A 16,103-nucleotide genomic window follows, 5' to 3' on the forward strand; every position below is an offset into this window, starting at 1 on the left:
GGGCCTGAATGAATTCTTGAGCGGCACTCGTCACGGCGGCGGTTAGCCAATCGCCCATTCGGTCGCAATCCTTGCCACTTCAGCGAGGACCGCCTGATGCCGAGCCTCGATCTGCCCGGTGTACTCGCCGCTGTCAAAGTAGGCAGCAATGATGATCGGGCTTCTGCCGGGCGGAAACGTAATGGCGACGTCGTTGCACTTGTTGGTCGTTCCCTCGGCGCGCCCGCTTCCGGTCTTGTTGCCGCTGCGCCACTCGGCGGGGAGCCCGGCGCGAAGCCGCATGGGGCCCGTCTTCGTGTTCTCCATCCAGCCCAGCAGGCGTTCACGTGAATCACGCTTCAGCAGGTCGCCGGTCGTGATCCGACGGACGAGTTGCGCCATGGCCAGTGGCGAGGTGGTATCGCGGAGGTCAGCCGAAAGCACCATGCCCAGATCAGGCTCATAGCGGTCGAGCCGGGTCACCGTGTCGCCCATCTCGCGAAACTTCGCGGTGACGGCAGCCGGCCCGCCCAGGCGTTTGACCAACAGGTTGGCTGCGACGCCATCGCTGCGCTCCTGGGCCGCCTGCGCCAGCGCGGCAATGCTCATGCCGCCCGTGGCGACGTTCTTGCGCGTCACAGGCGCCCAAGGCAGGAGATCGGCTTCGGAATAAGCCAGGACTTCATCAAGATTGATCCGCCCACGGTCCGCCTCGCGCAAGTAGGCGGCGATGAGGGCGAGCTTGAACGTCGAGCACATCGCGAAGTGCTCACCCATGCGGTTGCCGCTGGCTTCACCAGTCGCGGCGTCAAGGAAGCAGACGCCCAGGCGCGCGTGACCCACTTCGAGCGCTTGAAGCCGTGCGGCGGCGTCGAAGCGGCGCGTGGCCGCTTCGACGCCGACCGGGCTGGCCAGCAATGCGGCCGTGCTGGCCGACAGGACGGTTCTACGGGTCAAGGGCATAGCAAATCTCATGGAGTTGATGAACTGCGATGATTCTTTCAAGGGGGCGGGACGGGCGCCAACGAAATCACTTCAGCGTTGACATTAGGATTACTCATGAGTCTTGCCCGCTACTCGTTGAACCACCTCCATGCTTTTGCTGTGGCGTCGCGACACCTGAACATGACGCGCGCCGCCAACGAGCTGTGCGTCACCCAGGCCGCCGTCAGCCATCAGATCAAGGCGTTGGAGGCGCAGCTCGGCAAGCCGCTGTTCCTGCGCACGGCCCGTGGCCTTCAGCTCAGCGATGACGGTGAACGCATCGCACCCGCGGTGCAGAAGGCCTTCGCGCAGCTCGATGCTGCGCTGTCCCTGCTGGACGAGGGCACGCCGCCACAGCGCTTCACGCTCGCGGTCGTCGGCACTTACCTGCACGGCCATCTGCTCGAACGCCTGCAGGACTTCCAGCTGCGCCATCCCGGCATCGACCTGCGCATCCAGACGCACAACAACAAGCTCGACCTGGCGACGGAAACGGTCGATGCGGCGATCCGCTTCGGCGACGGCGCCTGGCGGCGCGTGGAAGCGGTGCCTTTGCAGGCGGCACCGGTGACCGTGCTGTGTGCGCCCGAACTGGGGCTGAAGTCCCTGCAGGATCTGCGGCGCTGCACGCTGCTGCGGTCCTACCGCAGCGACGAGTGGGTCGCGTGGGCTCAGGCCGCCGGCTGCCCGCCGTTGAATCCCCGGGGGCCGCAGTTCGATGCGTCGGTGCTGATGGTGCAGGCGGCCATGGCCGGCGCTGGCGTGGCACTGGCGCCGGCCGTGATGTTCCGGCGCGAACTGGCTTCCGGCCGGCTGGTACAGCCCTTCGCCGTCGAGATCGACGCCGGCCGCTATTGGCTCACGCGCAGCCTGGGGCGCGATCCCTCGCCCGCCTTCGACATGCTGAAGGATTGGCTGGTCGGCACCTTGGCTGAGCGGCCGCCGGCATTGGATTCAGATCGCATGAACTGATACACCAACGCATGCCAACGCAGACCTACTACGCCGCCACGGCACCCCGCCTGCGCTTTGCGCCGCTGGCCGGCTCGACCTGCGATGTCGAGGTCGCCATCTTGGGCGCCGGCTTTGCCGGGTTGGCGGCCGCGCGCGGGTTGCAGGAGCGCGGCATCGCCAGCGTGGCGGTGCTGGAGGCGCAGACCATCGGCCATGGCGCGTCCGGCCGCAACGGCGGCTTCGTCTTTGGCGGCTACAGCCGCGATGCGGCGGACCTGGTGAGCGACCTGGGTCTGGCACAGGCGCGCGAGTTTTATGCCCACAGCCGCGAGGCCGTCGCGCTGATCCGCTCGCGCATAGACCGCCATGCGATTGACTGCGACAAGGTGGAAGGCGGCGCGCTGCTGCTCAACTGGTTCAGGCACAGCCCACGGGCCGAGCGCCAGTTGCGCGACCAGGCTCGTTGGTTGCGCGAGAACTTCGGTGTCACCTGGGACGAGATCGAGCCCGCGCAGGTGCGCCAGTGGCTGGACACAGAACGTTATGGCATCGCGCTGCTGGAGCGGGACGCGTTCCACTTCCACCCGCTGAAGTACGCGCTGGGCCTGGCCCGCGTTATCGAACAGACGGGCGGCCGGGTGCACGAACACAGCGCCGTCATGAGCATCGACCGCCTGCCTGCGGGCGGTTTCGTGTTGCGCACCGCACAGGAGGCCACGATCCGCGCGGCCCAGGTCGTCGTGGCGGGCGGCGCCTATCTGCAGACACTGCTGCCCACGTTGACCGGCGCGCGCCTGCCAATCGCGACCTACGTCATCGCGACCGAACCATTGCCGGCATCGCTGCAGCCAATCCGCACACCCGCAGCCCTCTACGACAACCGCTTCGCCTTCGACTACTACCGCGCGCTGCCCGACCACCGGCTGCTGTGGGGCGGCCGCATCTCCATCCAGGAGCGCGATGCGGCGCGCATTGCCCAGCTGCTGCAGGCGGACCTGCTCAAGGTCTACCCCCAGCTTGCGGCCGTGCGCATCGAGCATGCCTGGGGTGGCCTGATGAGCTATGCCCGGCACAAGATGCCGCAGATCGGTCGGCTGGCGCCGGGTTTGTGGTTCGCCCAGGCCTTTGGCGGCCATGGCGTGGCGCCGACGACGGCGGCCGGCGAGTGGCTGGCCGAGGCCATCAGCGGAGGCGCCGAGCTGCCCGCTGCGTTGCAGCGTTATGGCCTGACGCCGGTATTCGGCCAGGCCGGGCTGCTGGCAGCCCAGGCCAGCTACAGCTGGGCCGAGCTGCGCGACGCCTTGCGCGAACGGCTCACTTGATCCGCTGCTTCTCCAGCTTGCGCGCCAGCGTGCGCCGGTGCATGCCTAAGCGCCGCGCCGTCTCGCTGATGTTGAAGTCGGTCTCGGCCAGCACCTCGTGGATGCGCTCCCACTCCAGCGTCTTGATGGATGCGGTCTGGCGCTCCGTCACCTCCACGTCGGCATCACCCTGCCGGCGCGCGAACGCGGCCTCGATGTCATCGGTGTTGGCCGGTTTGGCGAGGTAGTGGCAGGCGCCGAGCTTGATGGCCTCGACCGCCGTGGCGATGCTGGCGTAGCCTGTCAGCACGACGATCAACACCTCCGGGTCCCAGCCGTGCAGGTGCTGCACGCAGGTCAGGCCCGAGGCGCCGCCGGCGAGCTTGAGGTCCACCACGGCGTGGCCCAGTTCCTCGTCGTCGGAGAGACCGTCCAGCAAGGCCTTCATGTCGTCCAACCCAGTGGCACGCACGACGCGCCAGCCGCGCCGCTCGAAGGAGCGGGTCAGCGTGCGGGCAAAGCTGTCATCGTCTTCGACGATGAGCAGCAGGCGGTCGTCTTCAGGCATCGGTGCGGGATTGTCTGGGTAAGAGTGAAGCCAGCGGCAGCGTGAGGGTGACGGCGGCGCCGCCCTCCTCCCGGTTGCGCGCCTCCAGCCGACCGCCCAGCGTGCGCGCCACGTTGACCGACAGGAACAGGCCCATGCCGCGGCCGGGCTGGCCCTTGCTGCTCCGGTAGGGTTCGCCGAAGTGCTTGAGCTGCACGGCGTCGAAGCCGGGACCGTCGTCCAGCACGCTGAGAGTCAGCATGCCGTCATCGGAACATGCGGCCACCAACGCCAGCCGCGCACTCGGCGCGGCCTCCGCAGCGTTGTCCAGCAGGTTGGCCACGACCTGCTGCAGCGCGGTGTCGGAAATGATCTCGACCTCGGGCAAGGCTTCGCAGCGCAAGGCCAGCGTGGCGTTCGGATGGGCGCGGCGCCAGGCGGCGGCCAGCTGGTCGATGAAGTCCTGCAGGCGGGTCAGCCCGGGTGCCTCGCCGCGCATCTCGCCGGCCGACATCAGGATGCCGGTAACGATGGCCTTGCAGCGCAAGACCTGGCGCTGCATTTCCTCGATCTCCTCGCGCAGCTCGGGTTCCGCAGCAAACGGCGCCATGTGGGCCCAGTCACCGAGGATGACGCTGAGCGTGGCCAGCGGCGTGCCCAGCTCATGCGCGGCGCCACTGGCCAGCAAGCCCATGCGCACGATGTGCACCTCCTCGGCGGCACGTTGGCGCAGCTCGGCCAGCTCGGCGTCGCGCTGGCGCAGGTTGCGGTTGATGCGCACGATGAAGACGCTGAGCAAGCCCACGTTGAGCAGGAAGCACAGCAGCAGGCCGCCCAGGTAGGTGGGCGACAGCGTGGTGGCGGCGTCCGCGTCCAGCAGCAGCGGACGGTGCCATTGCGTCAGCACGACGAAGCCGGTCAGCGTGCTGAGCACGATGGCCATCAGGTAGGCCGGCCGCAGCAGCACGGAGGCCACCGCCACTTGCAGCAGGTAGAGGTAGATGAAGGGGTTGTCGCTGCCGCCGGCGAGATACAGCTGGCCGGTCAGCACGCCCACGTCGACGAGCAGCGCGACGCAAAGCTCGATCTGCGACACCGGCTGCGTGAGCCGGTTGCGCCAGATGCTGAAGAGGTTGAAGGCGACGAGCACGCCCAACAGCGTGAGCATCTCGGCCCAGGGCAGCGCGATGTCCAGGCCGGCATGCACGACCAGCACCGTGGCCAGTTGGCCGCCCACGGCCAGCCAGCGCAGCTCGATGAGCTGGCGCAGGTTGGCACGGCCGGCGCGGCGCTCGGGCGCAACGACGACGGACTCAGCGACGGGTTCGGGCGTAGAGGACAGCAGAGGATTCACGAGGATGCGCGCCGACGCTCCTCGCGGACGAGGTAGGCCGCCGCAGCGGCCGCCATGGCCGCGAGCGCCAGCCAGGTGGCGGCGTAGACCGCGTGATTGTTGGCGAAACGGATCACCGTCAAGCCGGGGCGTGGATAGCGCTGTGGCTGGGCGGGGTCGGCGGCTTCGTCGACGAAGTACGGCGCGGCCTTGTCGGCCACGCCCAGTTGAGCGGCGATGCCGGCCACATCACGCGAGTACCAGCGGCCTTCTTCTGGCACGTTCGCGCGCAACGGGCCGCCACCTGTCTCGGTCAGGCGCAGCAGGCCGGTCAGCTCGACCGGGCCGTCAGGCACCGCATGCTGCCCGGGCGCGCGCTGTGCTGCGGGCGGCACGAAGCCGCGGTTGACGAGCACGGCGCGGCCGTCGTCCAGCCGCAGCGGCGCGATGACCCAATGGCCACCGCCCAGCGCGGTCGTGGCCTGCACCAGTGCCTCACGGGGCTCGAAACGGCCGCGCAGGCGGACACGGCGGTACTCGTCGGCCTTGGACGCCACCGGCGGCGGAGCGACCGGCTCGGCCTGCAACTGCTGCTCGACGCGGGCGATCAGGTCCTGCTTCCAGCCCAGGCGCTGGAGCTGCCAGGCGGCCAGTGCGAGGAAGCCCAGGCTGGCCAGCGCGGAAGCAACGATCAGTGCGATCCGCGCGGCACGACCCATCACATGTTCCGCATCGCGGCGGGGTCTGGGGTCGGCATCATGTTCGTGTTCATGTGATACATGACCCACACCGAGCCGGCCAGCATGATGACCACCAGCGCGACCGTGAACAACAGGGCCAGCATGGACCAGCCGCCCTCGACCTTGGTGTTCATGTGCAGGAAGTAAATCATGTGCACGACCATCTGCACGGCCGCGAAGCCGAGGATGACCAGGCCGGTCGTCTGCGGGCTGGGCAGGACCTTGCCCATGACCAGCCAGAACGGGATGGCCGTCAGGATGACCGACAGGATGAAGCCGGTGGCGTAGCCCTTGACGCTGACGTGGAAGTCGGCCTCTCCGTCCAAATGATCGTCGAGGTGGTCGTCGTGACCGTGCGAATCGTGAGCGTGGCCGGCCATCACATCACTCCCATGAGATAGACGAACGTGAAGACGCCGATCCAGACGACGTCCAGGAAGTGCCAGAACATCGACAGGCACATGAGCCGCCGGCGGTTGGCGGGCGTGAGGCCGAGCTTTTGCACCTGCATCATCAGCGTGACCAGCCAGATGCAGCCGAAGGTGACGTGCAGGCCGTGCGTGCCCACCAGCGCGAAGAAGCTGGACAGGAAGGCGCTGCGCTGCGGGCCGGCACCCTGGGCGATGAGGTGGTGGAACTCGTACAGCTCGATAGCCAGGAACCCCAGGCCCAGCACGCCCGTGACGGCCAGCCAGGCCAGCACCTGGCTCTTCCTGCGCGCCTGCATCGCGATCATCGCGAAGCCGTAGGTGATGGACGAGAACAGCAGCAGCGCCGTGTTGGCGGCTACCAGCTGCAGGTCGAACAGGTCGGCCCCCGACGGGCCGGCCGCGTAACTGCGGCCCAGCACGGCGTAGACGGCGAAGAGCACCGCAAAGATGAGGCAGTCGCTCATCAGGTAGAGCCAGAAGCCCAGCATGGTGCTGTTGGGCGGATGGTGGGCGCCGGCCCGGTCGTAGTAGACCGGGGCGCCGTCCACATGGGTGGCAACAGTGGCAGTCATGTTTCTCAGTCTCCCGATCACGCGCCAGCGGCAAGGGCACGCGTGCGCGCGTCCTCGGTGCGGGCCACCACGTCGGCCGCGATGTGATAGTCGCGGCTGTAGTTGAAGGTGTGGACGATCGCAGCGATGACGGTGGCGGCGAAGGTCAGGCCAGCGAACCACCACATGTGCCAGATCAGCGCGAAGCCCATGGCCGTGGCGAGCATGGAGATGACGAAGCCGGCACCGGTGTTGCGCGGCATGTGGATGTCGACGAAGCCCTGGACCGGGCGCTCGGCGCCGCGCTGCTTCATGTCGTGCCAGGCGTCCATCTCGTGGGCGATGGGCGTGAAGGCGAAGTTGTAGTCCGGCGGCGGCGAGGAGGTGGACCACTCCAGCGTGCGGCCGCCCCAGATGTCGCCCGTGGTGTCGCGCAGCTGCTCGCGGCGCAGGATGCTGACGCCAATCTGCACCAGGAAGGCCGCGATGCCCACCGCGATGATGCCCGCGCCGACGGCGGCGATGACGAACCAGATCTGCAGCGACGGGTCGTCGAAGTGGCTGACGCGGCGCGTGATGCCCATCAGGCCCAGCACGTACAGCGGCGTGAACGCGACCCAGAAGCCGATGAACCAGCACCAGAACGAGACCTTGCCCCAGAAGGCGTCGAGGCGGAAACCGAAGGCCTTGGGGAACCAATAGTTGATGCCGGCGAAGACGCCGAACACCACGCCGCCGATGATGACGTTGTGGAAGTGGGCGATCAGGAACAGGCTGTTGTGTAGCACGAAGTCCGCCGCCGGCACGGCCAGCAGCACGCCTGTCATGCCGCCCACCGTGAAGGTGATCATGAAGCCCACCGTCCACAGCATCGGCACCTCGAACTGGATGCGCCCGCGGTACATCGTGAACAGCCAGTTGAAGATCTTCGCGCCCGTCGGGATCGAGATGATCATCGTCGTGATGCCGAAGAACGAGTTCACGCTGGCGCCCGAGCCCATCGTGAAGAAGTGGTGCAGCCAGACGAGGTAGGACAGGATGGTGATGACGACCGTGGCATAGACCATGGACGCATAGCCGAACAGCTTCTTGCGGCTGAAGGTGGACACCACCTCCGAGAAGATGCCGAAGATGGGCAGGATCAGGATGTAGACCTCGGGGTGGCCCCAGATCCAGATCAGGTTCACGTAGAGCATGGCGTTGCCGCCGAGGTCGTTGGTGAAGAAGTTGGTGCCCAGGTAGCGATCGGCGGTCAGCAGCGTCAGCGTGGCGGCCAGCACGGGGAAGCTGGCGACGATGAGCACGTTGGTGCACAGCGAGGTCCACGTGAAGACGGGCATCTTCATCATCGTCATGCCCGGCGCGCGCATCTTGATGATGGTGGCGATCAGGTTGATGCCCGACAGCGTCGTGCCCACCCCCGCGATCTGCAGTGACCACAGGTAGTAGTCCACGCCGGGGTCAGGGCTTGCCAGGATGCCCGACAGCGGCGGGAAGGCCAGCCAGCCGGTCTTGGCGAACTCGCCGACGAACAGCGAGATCATGACCAGGATGGCGCCGCCGGCCGTCATCCAGAAGCTGAAGTTGTTCAGGAAGGGGAAGGCCACGTCGCGCGCGCCGATCTGCAGCGGCACGACGTAGTTCATCAGGCCCGTCACGAAGGGCATCGCGACGAAGAAGATCATGATGACGCCGTGCGCCGTGAAGATCTGGTCGTAGTGATGCGGCGGCAGGAAGCCGGCGTTGTCACCGAAGGCCATGGCCTGGTGCAGGCGCATCATGATGGCGTCGGCAAAACCGCGCAGCAGCATGACGATGCCCAGCAGCATGTACATGATGCCGATCTTCTTGTGGTCGATGCTGGTGATCCAGTCGCGCCACAGCGTGCCCCAGAGGCGGTACTTCGTGATCAGCGCGAAGACGAAGAGACCGCCGAGGACGACGGCGATGAAGGTCGCGACGAGGATGGGCTCATGGATGGGCAGTGCATGCAGGCCCAGCCGGCCGAAGACCGGGTGGAGCTCTTCAGGGTAGACGGTCATCGACTTCTCTCAGTTCTTCGGCGCAACGCCCGTGGTGGTGGCGTCGATCTCGATGGGCAGACCCAGCGGGTTGGTCGGCGTGCACAGGGCCGCGACGACGATGCGCTCGCGCTTCGCGCCGTCCGCGTCACGCCAGGGGCTGCGCATCGTGCTGGCCAGGCCGCCCTTGCCGGCGCCACCGGCGGCGTCGATGGCCATCATCTGGCTCACGCACATCTTCCGGTCGTCGACGCAGCGGTCGACGATGGCGCCCCACAGGCCCGGCTCGACGCTGGCGAAGCGCTGGACGGGGTCCTTGGTGCTGGGCTGTTCGAGCTTCATGTAGTCGGCGCGCGTCAACGTGTTGCCGCCGGCCTTGTTCTTCCCGACCCAGGCCGCGAAGTCCTCGTTGCTCAGGCCGTGGAACTTGAAGCGCATGTCCGAGAAGCCGGCGCCGCTGTAGTGGGCGGAGAGGCCGTCGTAGATGCCGGCCTTGTTGATGACGGCGTTGAGCTGCGTCTCCATGCCCGGCATCGTGTAGATCATGCCGGCCAGCGCGGGCACGTAGAAGGTGTTCATCACCGTCGTCGACGTGAAGCGGAAGCGGATGGGCCGATCCACCGGCGCCGCCAGTTCGTTGACCGTCGCGATGCCTTGCTCGGGGTAGATGAACAGCCACTTCCAGTCCATGGAGACGGCGTAGACCTCCATCGGCTTCACGTCGGCGGGCAGCGGCTTGTTCTCGGAGATGCGGTCCAGCGGGCGAAAGGGGTCCAGCTTGTGAGTGCTGATCCAGGTGATCGCGCCCAGCGCGATGATGATCAGCAGCGGCGCGCCCCAGATGACCAGCTCCAGCCGGGTGGAGTGGTCCCAGTCCGGGTCATAGGTGGCCTCGGTGTTGGACTGGCGGTAGCGGAAGGCGAAGTACAGCGTCAGCGCAATCACCGGCACGATGATCAGCAGCATCAGCAGCGTCGACGTGACAATCAGCTGCGCCTGTTGTTGCGCGATGTCGCCGTGAGGCTTCATCACGATCCAATCGCAACCAGACAAAGCGATGCTGGCCGACAAGACCAGGACGCTGTTGAGGAGAGACTTTTTGGGATACATCCTGAGTCGCCCGCAAGGGTTAACGATCTTGCACGCTGCGACGGAATGTAAGTTGATTGAGGCAAATCAACGAGTGGACATTTTGTCCTAGGCAAACACGGAGACAGGCCCTAAATGGCGATGAGCAGTACCTTCCCAACACCCCAGTCCGGCCCCGTGGCCAAGCGCAGCGACGAGGACCTGGCGCCCGGCGATATCGCCGTCGGCGTCATCATCGGCCGCGCTTCGGAGTACTTCGACTTCTTCGTTTTCGGCATCGCCGCGGTGCTGGTCTTCCCGCAGGTGTTCTTCCCCTTTGAAGACCGCCTGACCGGCACGCTCTACGCGTTCCTGGTGTTTGCGCTCGCCTTTGTCGTGCGCCCGATCGGCACGCTGATCGGCATGGAGATCCAGCGGCGCTACGGCCGCTCCGCCAAGCTGACCGCTGCGCTCTTCCTGCTCGGCTGCTCCACCGTCGCCATGGGCCTGCTGCCCAGCTTTGCCGAAGTCGGCAGCACGGCCATCGTGCTGCTGGCGCTGTGCCGTGTCGGCCAGGGTCTGGCGCTGGGTGGCTCCTGGGACGGCCTGCCCTCGCTGCTGGCGCTAAACGCACCCCCGCACCGCCGCGGCTGGTACGCCATGCTGGGTCAACTTGGCGCGCCGCTGGGCTTCTTCGTTGCCTCCGGCGTGTTCCTGTACGTCTACAGCAGCCTCGACAGCAAGGACTTCCTCTCCTGGGGCTGGCGCTTCCCCTTCTTCACGGCATTCACGATCAACGTCGTTGCGCTGTTCGCCCGCCTGCGCCTGGTCGTCACGCACGAGTACGAGAAGCGCATGGAAGAGCATGAGCTGGACCCGGCCTATCTGCACCAGCTGCTGCCCGCACAAGGCCACCACATCGTCATCGGCGCCTTCGTGGCCCTGGCCAGCTACGCCCTCTTCCACCTGGTGACGGTGTTCCCGCTGTCCTGGGTCGCGTTGTCTGACGCGGACGGCATCGAGGGCTTCATGAAGATGGAGCTGCTGGGTGCCGCCTTTGCCGCTGCGGCCATGCCCATGTCCGGCCTCATCGCCGACAAGGTCGGCCGCCGCAACTTCCTGGGCACGCTGGCCATCGCCATCGGCGTGTTCGCGCTGTTCGCCCCGCTGATGCTGGGCGGCGGCAAGCCCGGCCAGGCGGCGTTCATCCTGATCGGCTTCGTGCTGCTGGGCCTGTCCTATGGCCAGTCGGCCGGATCGGTCACGTCCAACTTCCTGCCGCACTTCCGCTACACCGGCGCGGCGCTGACGGCCGACATGGCCTGGCTGCTGGGTGCGGCCTTCGCGCCCGTCATCGCGCTCTACCTGTCGTCGCGCTTCGGGCTGGTGTCGCTGAGCGTCTATCTGCTGTCGGGCGTGGTCTGCACGCTGCTGGCGCTGCGGGTGAACAAGCGGCTGCGGGCGGCGGCGGTCGTGCAGGACTGACGCTTGCCTTCATGCACAGAGCGGGCTTCGGCCCGCTTTTGCTTTATCGGACAGAGAACCCACCATGGCCCTGACGCTGCACTACCACCCGCTGTCTTCCCACTGCTGGAAGCTGCTGATTGCGCTCGACGAACTGGGGGCTCCCTACCAGCCCCAGATCGTCAACCTCGGGGACCCGACTGCTCGCGCGGCCTACGCCGTGCTGTGGCCCACCGCGAAGATCCCGCTGCTGGTGGACGGTGACCGCGTCGTGCCCGAGACGGCCATCCAGATCGAGTACCTGAACCGTCTCATGGCGGGCAAGCTGCTGCCGGTCGACTTTGATGCGCAGCTGCAGGTGCGCCTGTGGGACCGCCTGTTCGACTGCTACGTAATGGACCCGATGCAGCGCTACATCGCCCAGCTGCTGCGCCCCGAGGCCGAGCGGGATGCCAAGGCCATGTCGGCTGCAGTCGACGCTCTCGGCATGGCCTACGACATGATCGAAAGCCGCATGGGCGACCACGACTGGGCGGCGGGCAGCGACTTCAGCATGGCCGACTGCACGGCAGCGCCGGCACTCTTCTACGCGGCCACCATCCGGCCGTTTTCAGCCGGGCACACCCGGCTGGGCGCCTACTTCGAGCGCCTGCTGGCCCGCACGTCGGTCTGGCAGGCCATCGTGCAGGCGCGGCCCTGGTTCCAGTACTACCCGCACCGGCAGGCGCTGCCGGCGCGCTTTCTTGGTAGTTAGCCCAGCACCTTCCGTGCGTTCTGGAACATCCGCAGCCACGGGCTGCGAGCGCTCTTGTCGCCCGACGTCCAGCTGATCTGCACATTACGGAACACGCGCTCCGGGTGCGGCATCAGCGCCGTGAAGCGGCCATCCGGCGTCGTCACCGAGGTCAGTCCGCCCGGGCTGCCGTTCGGGTTGAACGGGTAGGCCTCGGTCGCCGCACCGTGGTTGTCGACAAAGCGCATCGCCTGGATAACCTTGGCCGCGTCACCCTGACGCGCAAAGTTGGCGAAACCCTCGCCGTGCGCGACGGCGATCGGCAGGCGGCTGCCTGCCATGCCCTGGAAGAACACGCTGGGGGACTCCAGCACCTCGACCAGCGACAGGCGGGCCTCGAACTGCTCGCTCTGGTTGCGCGTGAAGCGCGGCCAGGCATCGGCGCCCGGGATGATGGGCGCCAGCGCGGCCAGCATCTGGCAGCCGTTGCAGACGCCCAGCGCCAGCGTGTCCTTGCGGGCGAAGAAGGCGCGGAACTGCTCGGCCAGCACGGGGTTGAACATGATCGACCGCGCCCAGCCTTCGCCAGCGCCCAGCGTGTCGCCATAGCTGAAGCCGCCGCAGGCGACGAAGGCTGCGAAACCGTCGAGCTTGACCGCGCCGGATTGCAGGTCGCTCATGTGCACATCGAAGCTGTCGAAGCCGCCTTGCGCCATCGCGTAGGACATCTCGACATGCGAGTTGACGCCCTGCTCGCGCAGGATGGCGACCTTGGGGCGGGCGCCGGTGGACACGAACGGCGCCTCGGGCGTGAAAGACAGGTGCACATGCAGGCCCGGGTCGTCGGCCTTGCCGGCCGCCGCGTGCTCGGCATCGGCGCAGGCCGGGTTGTCGCGCAGCTGGGCAATGCGCCAGCTCACCTCGTCCCAGGTCTGCTGCAGCGTCGTCAGGTCGGCCGCAAACACCTTCTTCGCATCGCGCCACACCTCCATCTGCCGCGCCGCATTCGGCTTGGCGACGACGTGTGAATGCTTCGACAGCCCGTGCGCGCGCAGCACCTGCATGACGGCATCGCGGTCGGCCGCGCGGACTTGAATCAGCGCGCCCAGTTCCTCGCTGAACAGCGCCCTCAGCGTCAGTTCCTCGCGACGGGCGCCGACCTGGCCGGCCCAGTTCTTCGAGTCCCCGATGTCGGCGCGGCTGTCGCTGATGCCGTCGCCTTCCGTGACCAGCATGTCCACGTTCAGGCTCAGGCCGGTCTGGCCGGCAAAGGCCATCTCGCAGGCAGCCGCCCACAGGCCGCCGTCCGAACGGTCGTGATACGCGAGTAGCTTGTCGGCCGCACGCAACTCGTTGATCGCGTTGACCAGCGAGACCAGCAGCTGAGGTTCATCCAGGTCCGGCACGTCGCTGCCGAACTGGTTCAACGTCTGCGCCAGGATGGAGCCCGCCATGCGGTGCTTGCCTTGGCCCAGGTCGACGAGGATGGCGCACGAGTCCTCGCGCTGCCACTGCGGCGTCAACGTGCCGCGCACGTCGGCGATGCTGGCGAAGGCCGTGACGATCAGCGACACCGGCGCGGTGACCTGCTGGCCCTCCCACTTGGTACGCATCGACAGCGAATCCTTGCCGACGGGAATCGAGATGCCCAGCGCCGGGCACAGCTCCATGCCCACGGCCTTGACGGTGTCGAACAGCGCGGCGTCCTCGCCCGGCTCGCCGCAGGCGGCCATCCAGTTGGCGCTGAGCTTGACGCGGGGAAGTTCGATGGGCGCGGCCAGCAGATTTGTAAGCGCTTCGGCCACGGCCATGCGGCCCGAGGCCGGCGCGTTGACGGCAGCCAGCGGCGTGCGCTCGCCCATGCTCATCGCCTCGCCGGCAAAGCCGTTGAAGTCGGCCAGCGTGACGGCGCAGTCCGCCACCGGCACCTGCCAGGGGCCGACCATCTGGTCGCGGTGGTTCAAGCCGCCCACCGTGCGGTCGCCGATGGTGACGAGGAAGCGCTTGCTGGCCACGGTCGGGTGGCGCAGTACGTTCAGCGCTGCCTCTTCCAGCTTCACGCCAGTCAGGTCCAGCGTGCCGCCATCATGCGCCACGCGGGTCACGTTGCGCGAGGTCTTGGGTGGCTTGCCGAGCAGTACGTCCATGGGCATGTCGATGGGGAGGTCCTCACCATCGGCAAGCTTCAGTTCACGCGCCTCCGTCGTCACGCCGACGACGGCGAACGGACAGCGCTCGCGCTCGCACAGCGACTTGAACAGCTCCAGGCTCTCCGGCCCGATGGCCAGCACGTAGCGCTCCTGGCTCTCGTTGCACCAGATTTCCTTGGGCGCCAGGCCCGACTCTTCCAGCGGCACCTTGCGCAGGTCAAACCGCGCGCCACGGCCGGCGTCGTTCACCAGCTCGGGGAAGGCATTGGAGATGCCGCCCGCGCCGACGTCATGAATCGCCAGCACCGGGTTCTCGGCGCCCAGGCCCCAGCAATGGTTGATCACCTCCTGCGCGCGCCGCTCGATCTCGGGGTTGCCACGCTGCACGGAGTCGAAGTCCAGGTCGGCCGTGTTCGTGCCCGCCGCCATCGACGACGCGGCGCTGCCGCCCATGCCGATGCGCATGCCGGGGCCGCCGAGCTGGATCAGCAGCGAGCCGGCGGGGAATTCGATCTTCTTCGTCAGGTCCGAGCGGATCGTGCCCAGTCCGCCGGCAATCATGATGGGCTTGTGATAGCCGCGGCGCAGGCCGGCGACGGTCTGCTCGAACACGCGGAAATAGCCCGCCAGGTTGGGCCGGCCGAACTCGTTGTTGAAGGCAGCGCCACCGAGCGGGCCTTCGATCATGATCTGCAGCGCCGAGGCGATATGCGCCGGCTTGCCGACCGGGTTCTGCTCCCACGGCTCGCTCAGGCCCGGCAGGTGCAGGTTGGACACCGAGAAGCCCGTCAGCCCCGCCTTGGGTTTCGATCCGCGCCCCGTTGCCCCCTCGTCACGAATTTCGCCGCCCGCGCCGGTCGAGGCGCCCGGGAAGGGCGAGATGGCCGTCGGGTGGTTGTGCGTCTCCACCTTCATCAACACCTCGGCCTGCTCCGTGCGGGCCACATAGGCGGCGCCGGCCTGGGGCGCGGGGATCCAGCGCTCGATGGCATGGCCTTGCATGACGGCCGCGTTGTCCGAGTAGGCGATGACCGTGTGCTGCGGGTTCAGCTTCTCGGTGTTGCGGATCATGCCGAACAGGCTCAGCGGCTGCTGCTCGCCATCAACCGTGAACGACGCGTTGAAGATCTTGTGCCGGCAGTGCTCGCTGTTGGCCTGCGCGAACATCATCAGCTCGACGTCGCTGGGGTTGCGGCCCAGCTTCGTGAAGTTGGTTTCCAGGTAGTCGATCTCGTCGCTGGAGAGCGCCAGACCGAACTCCACATTGGCCTTTTCCAGCGCGGCACGGCCGGCGCCCAGCACGTCCACATGGGCCAGCGGCTCGGCGGTGCGTTCATCAAACAGATGCGCCGTGTCTTCGCGGCTGAAGCAGGCTGACTCGGTCATGCGGTCATGCAGCAGCGCGGCGCAGGCGTTCAGCTCGTCCTGGTTCAAAGGCTTGGCGCCGCCCAGCAGCCCGCTCTTGGTCGCCACGCGGTACTCAACGACGCGCTCCACGCGCTTGAGCGTGAAGCCACAGTTGCGGGCGATGTCGGTCGCCTTGGACGCCCAGGGGCTGACCGTGCCGAAGCGCGGCGTGACGACGACCAGGTCACCTGCCGCGCCTTCAAGGGCCGGCTCGCCATAGGTCAGCAGCGCGGCGAAGCGCTGGCGCGTCTCGGCGTCCAGCGGCGAGTCCGTCCAGACCCAGTGCACGGCGCGGGCGCTGATGCCCGTGATGCGCGCATTGACCTCTTGCAGCCGGGCCAGCAAGGCCTGGGCGCGGAAATCGGAAAGAGCGTTGCCGCCCTCGAAATGGGTCAGATGCGGGGTCAGGGCCATGAAATCCGGGGAGGCTGGGCGCGGGC

General features: G+C 67.3%; 13 protein-coding genes. 4 read left to right on the forward strand and 9 right to left on the reverse strand.

The features are described from left to right. Positions 1-42: 42 nt before the first annotated feature. On the reverse strand, positions 43-942 hold the full coding sequence (bla, locus tag ACG00Y_RS00190) for a class A beta-lactamase (RefSeq protein WP_394475238.1): 900 nt from the start codon (positions 940-942) through the stop codon (positions 43-45). A gap of 96 nt (positions 943-1,038) precedes the next feature. On the opposite strand from bla, the gene ACG00Y_RS00195 reads away from it, so the two are divergent. Together ACG00Y_RS00195 and ACG00Y_RS00200 are read left to right on the forward strand one after the other, a co-directional pair. After that, a complete protein-coding gene (locus ACG00Y_RS00195; protein WP_394475239.1) occupies positions 1,039-1,935 on the forward strand; it encodes a LysR family transcriptional regulator in 897 nt (298 codons plus the stop codon). Positions 1,936-1,946: 11 nt separating this feature from the next. Further along, positions 1,947-3,239, forward strand: coding sequence for an NAD(P)/FAD-dependent oxidoreductase (locus tag ACG00Y_RS00200; protein ID WP_394475240.1), 1,293 nt, complete (start codon positions 1,947-1,949; stop codon positions 3,237-3,239). Here the strand turns inward: ACG00Y_RS00200 and ACG00Y_RS00205 are convergent. From ACG00Y_RS00205 to cyoA, 7 genes are read right to left on the reverse strand one after another with little or no spacing between them, the layout of a single operon-like run. Further along, positions 3,232-3,786, reverse strand: coding sequence for a response regulator transcription factor (locus ACG00Y_RS00205; RefSeq protein ID WP_394475241.1), 555 nt, complete (start codon positions 3,784-3,786; stop codon positions 3,232-3,234). The genes ACG00Y_RS00200 and ACG00Y_RS00205 overlap by 8 nt on opposite strands. Then, positions 3,779-5,119 (reverse strand): ATP-binding protein, encoded by a 1,341-nt coding sequence (locus tag ACG00Y_RS00210; RefSeq protein WP_394475242.1) that lies wholly within the window; start codon positions 5,117-5,119, stop codon positions 3,779-3,781. The genes ACG00Y_RS00205 and ACG00Y_RS00210 overlap by 8 nt, the downstream gene beginning before the upstream one ends. Then, positions 5,116-5,817: an SURF1 family protein gene (locus tag ACG00Y_RS00215; RefSeq protein ID WP_394475243.1), complete on the reverse strand. Its 702-nt coding sequence runs from the start codon at positions 5,815-5,817 to the stop codon at positions 5,116-5,118. Before ACG00Y_RS00215 ends, ACG00Y_RS00210 begins: the two co-directional genes overlap by 4 nt. Further along, complete coding sequence (cyoD, locus tag ACG00Y_RS00220) at positions 5,817-6,218, reverse strand: cytochrome o ubiquinol oxidase subunit IV (RefSeq protein ID WP_394475244.1); 402 nt, start codon at positions 6,216-6,218, stop codon at positions 5,817-5,819. Before cyoD ends, ACG00Y_RS00215 begins: the two co-directional genes overlap by 1 nt. Then, the gene (gene cyoC, locus ACG00Y_RS00225) at positions 6,218-6,841 is read right to left on the reverse strand and encodes a cytochrome o ubiquinol oxidase subunit III (protein WP_394475245.1); all 624 of its coding nucleotides are present in this window, start codon (positions 6,839-6,841) and stop codon (positions 6,218-6,220) included. Before cyoC ends, cyoD begins: the two co-directional genes overlap by 1 nt. Before the next feature lie 17 nt (positions 6,842-6,858). Continuing rightward, positions 6,859-8,862 (reverse strand): cytochrome o ubiquinol oxidase subunit I, encoded by a 2,004-nt coding sequence (gene cyoB / locus ACG00Y_RS00230; RefSeq protein WP_394475246.1) that lies wholly within the window; start codon positions 8,860-8,862, stop codon positions 6,859-6,861. 9 nt (positions 8,863-8,871) lie between these two features. After that, entirely contained in the window at positions 8,872-9,951 is a 1,080-nt protein-coding gene (cyoA, locus tag ACG00Y_RS00235; RefSeq protein WP_394475247.1) for a ubiquinol oxidase subunit II, read from the reverse strand. 114 nt (positions 9,952-10,065) lie between these two features. Here cyoA and ACG00Y_RS00240 point away from each other — a divergent pair, with 114 nt between their 5' ends. Together ACG00Y_RS00240 and ACG00Y_RS00245 are read left to right on the forward strand one after the other, a co-directional pair. Beyond that, positions 10,066-11,394, forward strand: a complete 1,329-nt coding sequence (locus tag ACG00Y_RS00240; RefSeq protein ID WP_394475248.1) for an MFS transporter — start codon at positions 10,066-10,068, stop codon at positions 11,392-11,394. Between the two features lie 64 nt (positions 11,395-11,458). Beyond that, positions 11,459-12,127 carry a glutathione S-transferase family protein gene (locus ACG00Y_RS00245; RefSeq protein ID WP_394475249.1) on the forward strand — a complete coding sequence of 223 codons (669 nt, stop codon included), beginning with the start codon at positions 11,459-11,461 and terminating at the stop codon, positions 12,125-12,127. On the opposite strand, the gene purL is transcribed toward ACG00Y_RS00245, so the two are convergent. Then, positions 12,124-16,077: a phosphoribosylformylglycinamidine synthase gene (gene purL, locus ACG00Y_RS00250; protein WP_394475250.1), complete on the reverse strand. Its 3,954-nt coding sequence runs from the start codon at positions 16,075-16,077 to the stop codon at positions 12,124-12,126. The two genes, ACG00Y_RS00245 and purL, sit on opposite strands and share 4 nt — an antisense overlap. Positions 16,078-16,103 lie beyond the last annotated feature (26 nt).

It is taken from the genome of Pelomonas parva (assembly GCF_043555835.1).
In the GTDB taxonomy this organism is placed as follows: Bacteria; Pseudomonadota; Gammaproteobacteria; order Burkholderiales; family Burkholderiaceae_C; genus Pelomonas; species Pelomonas parva.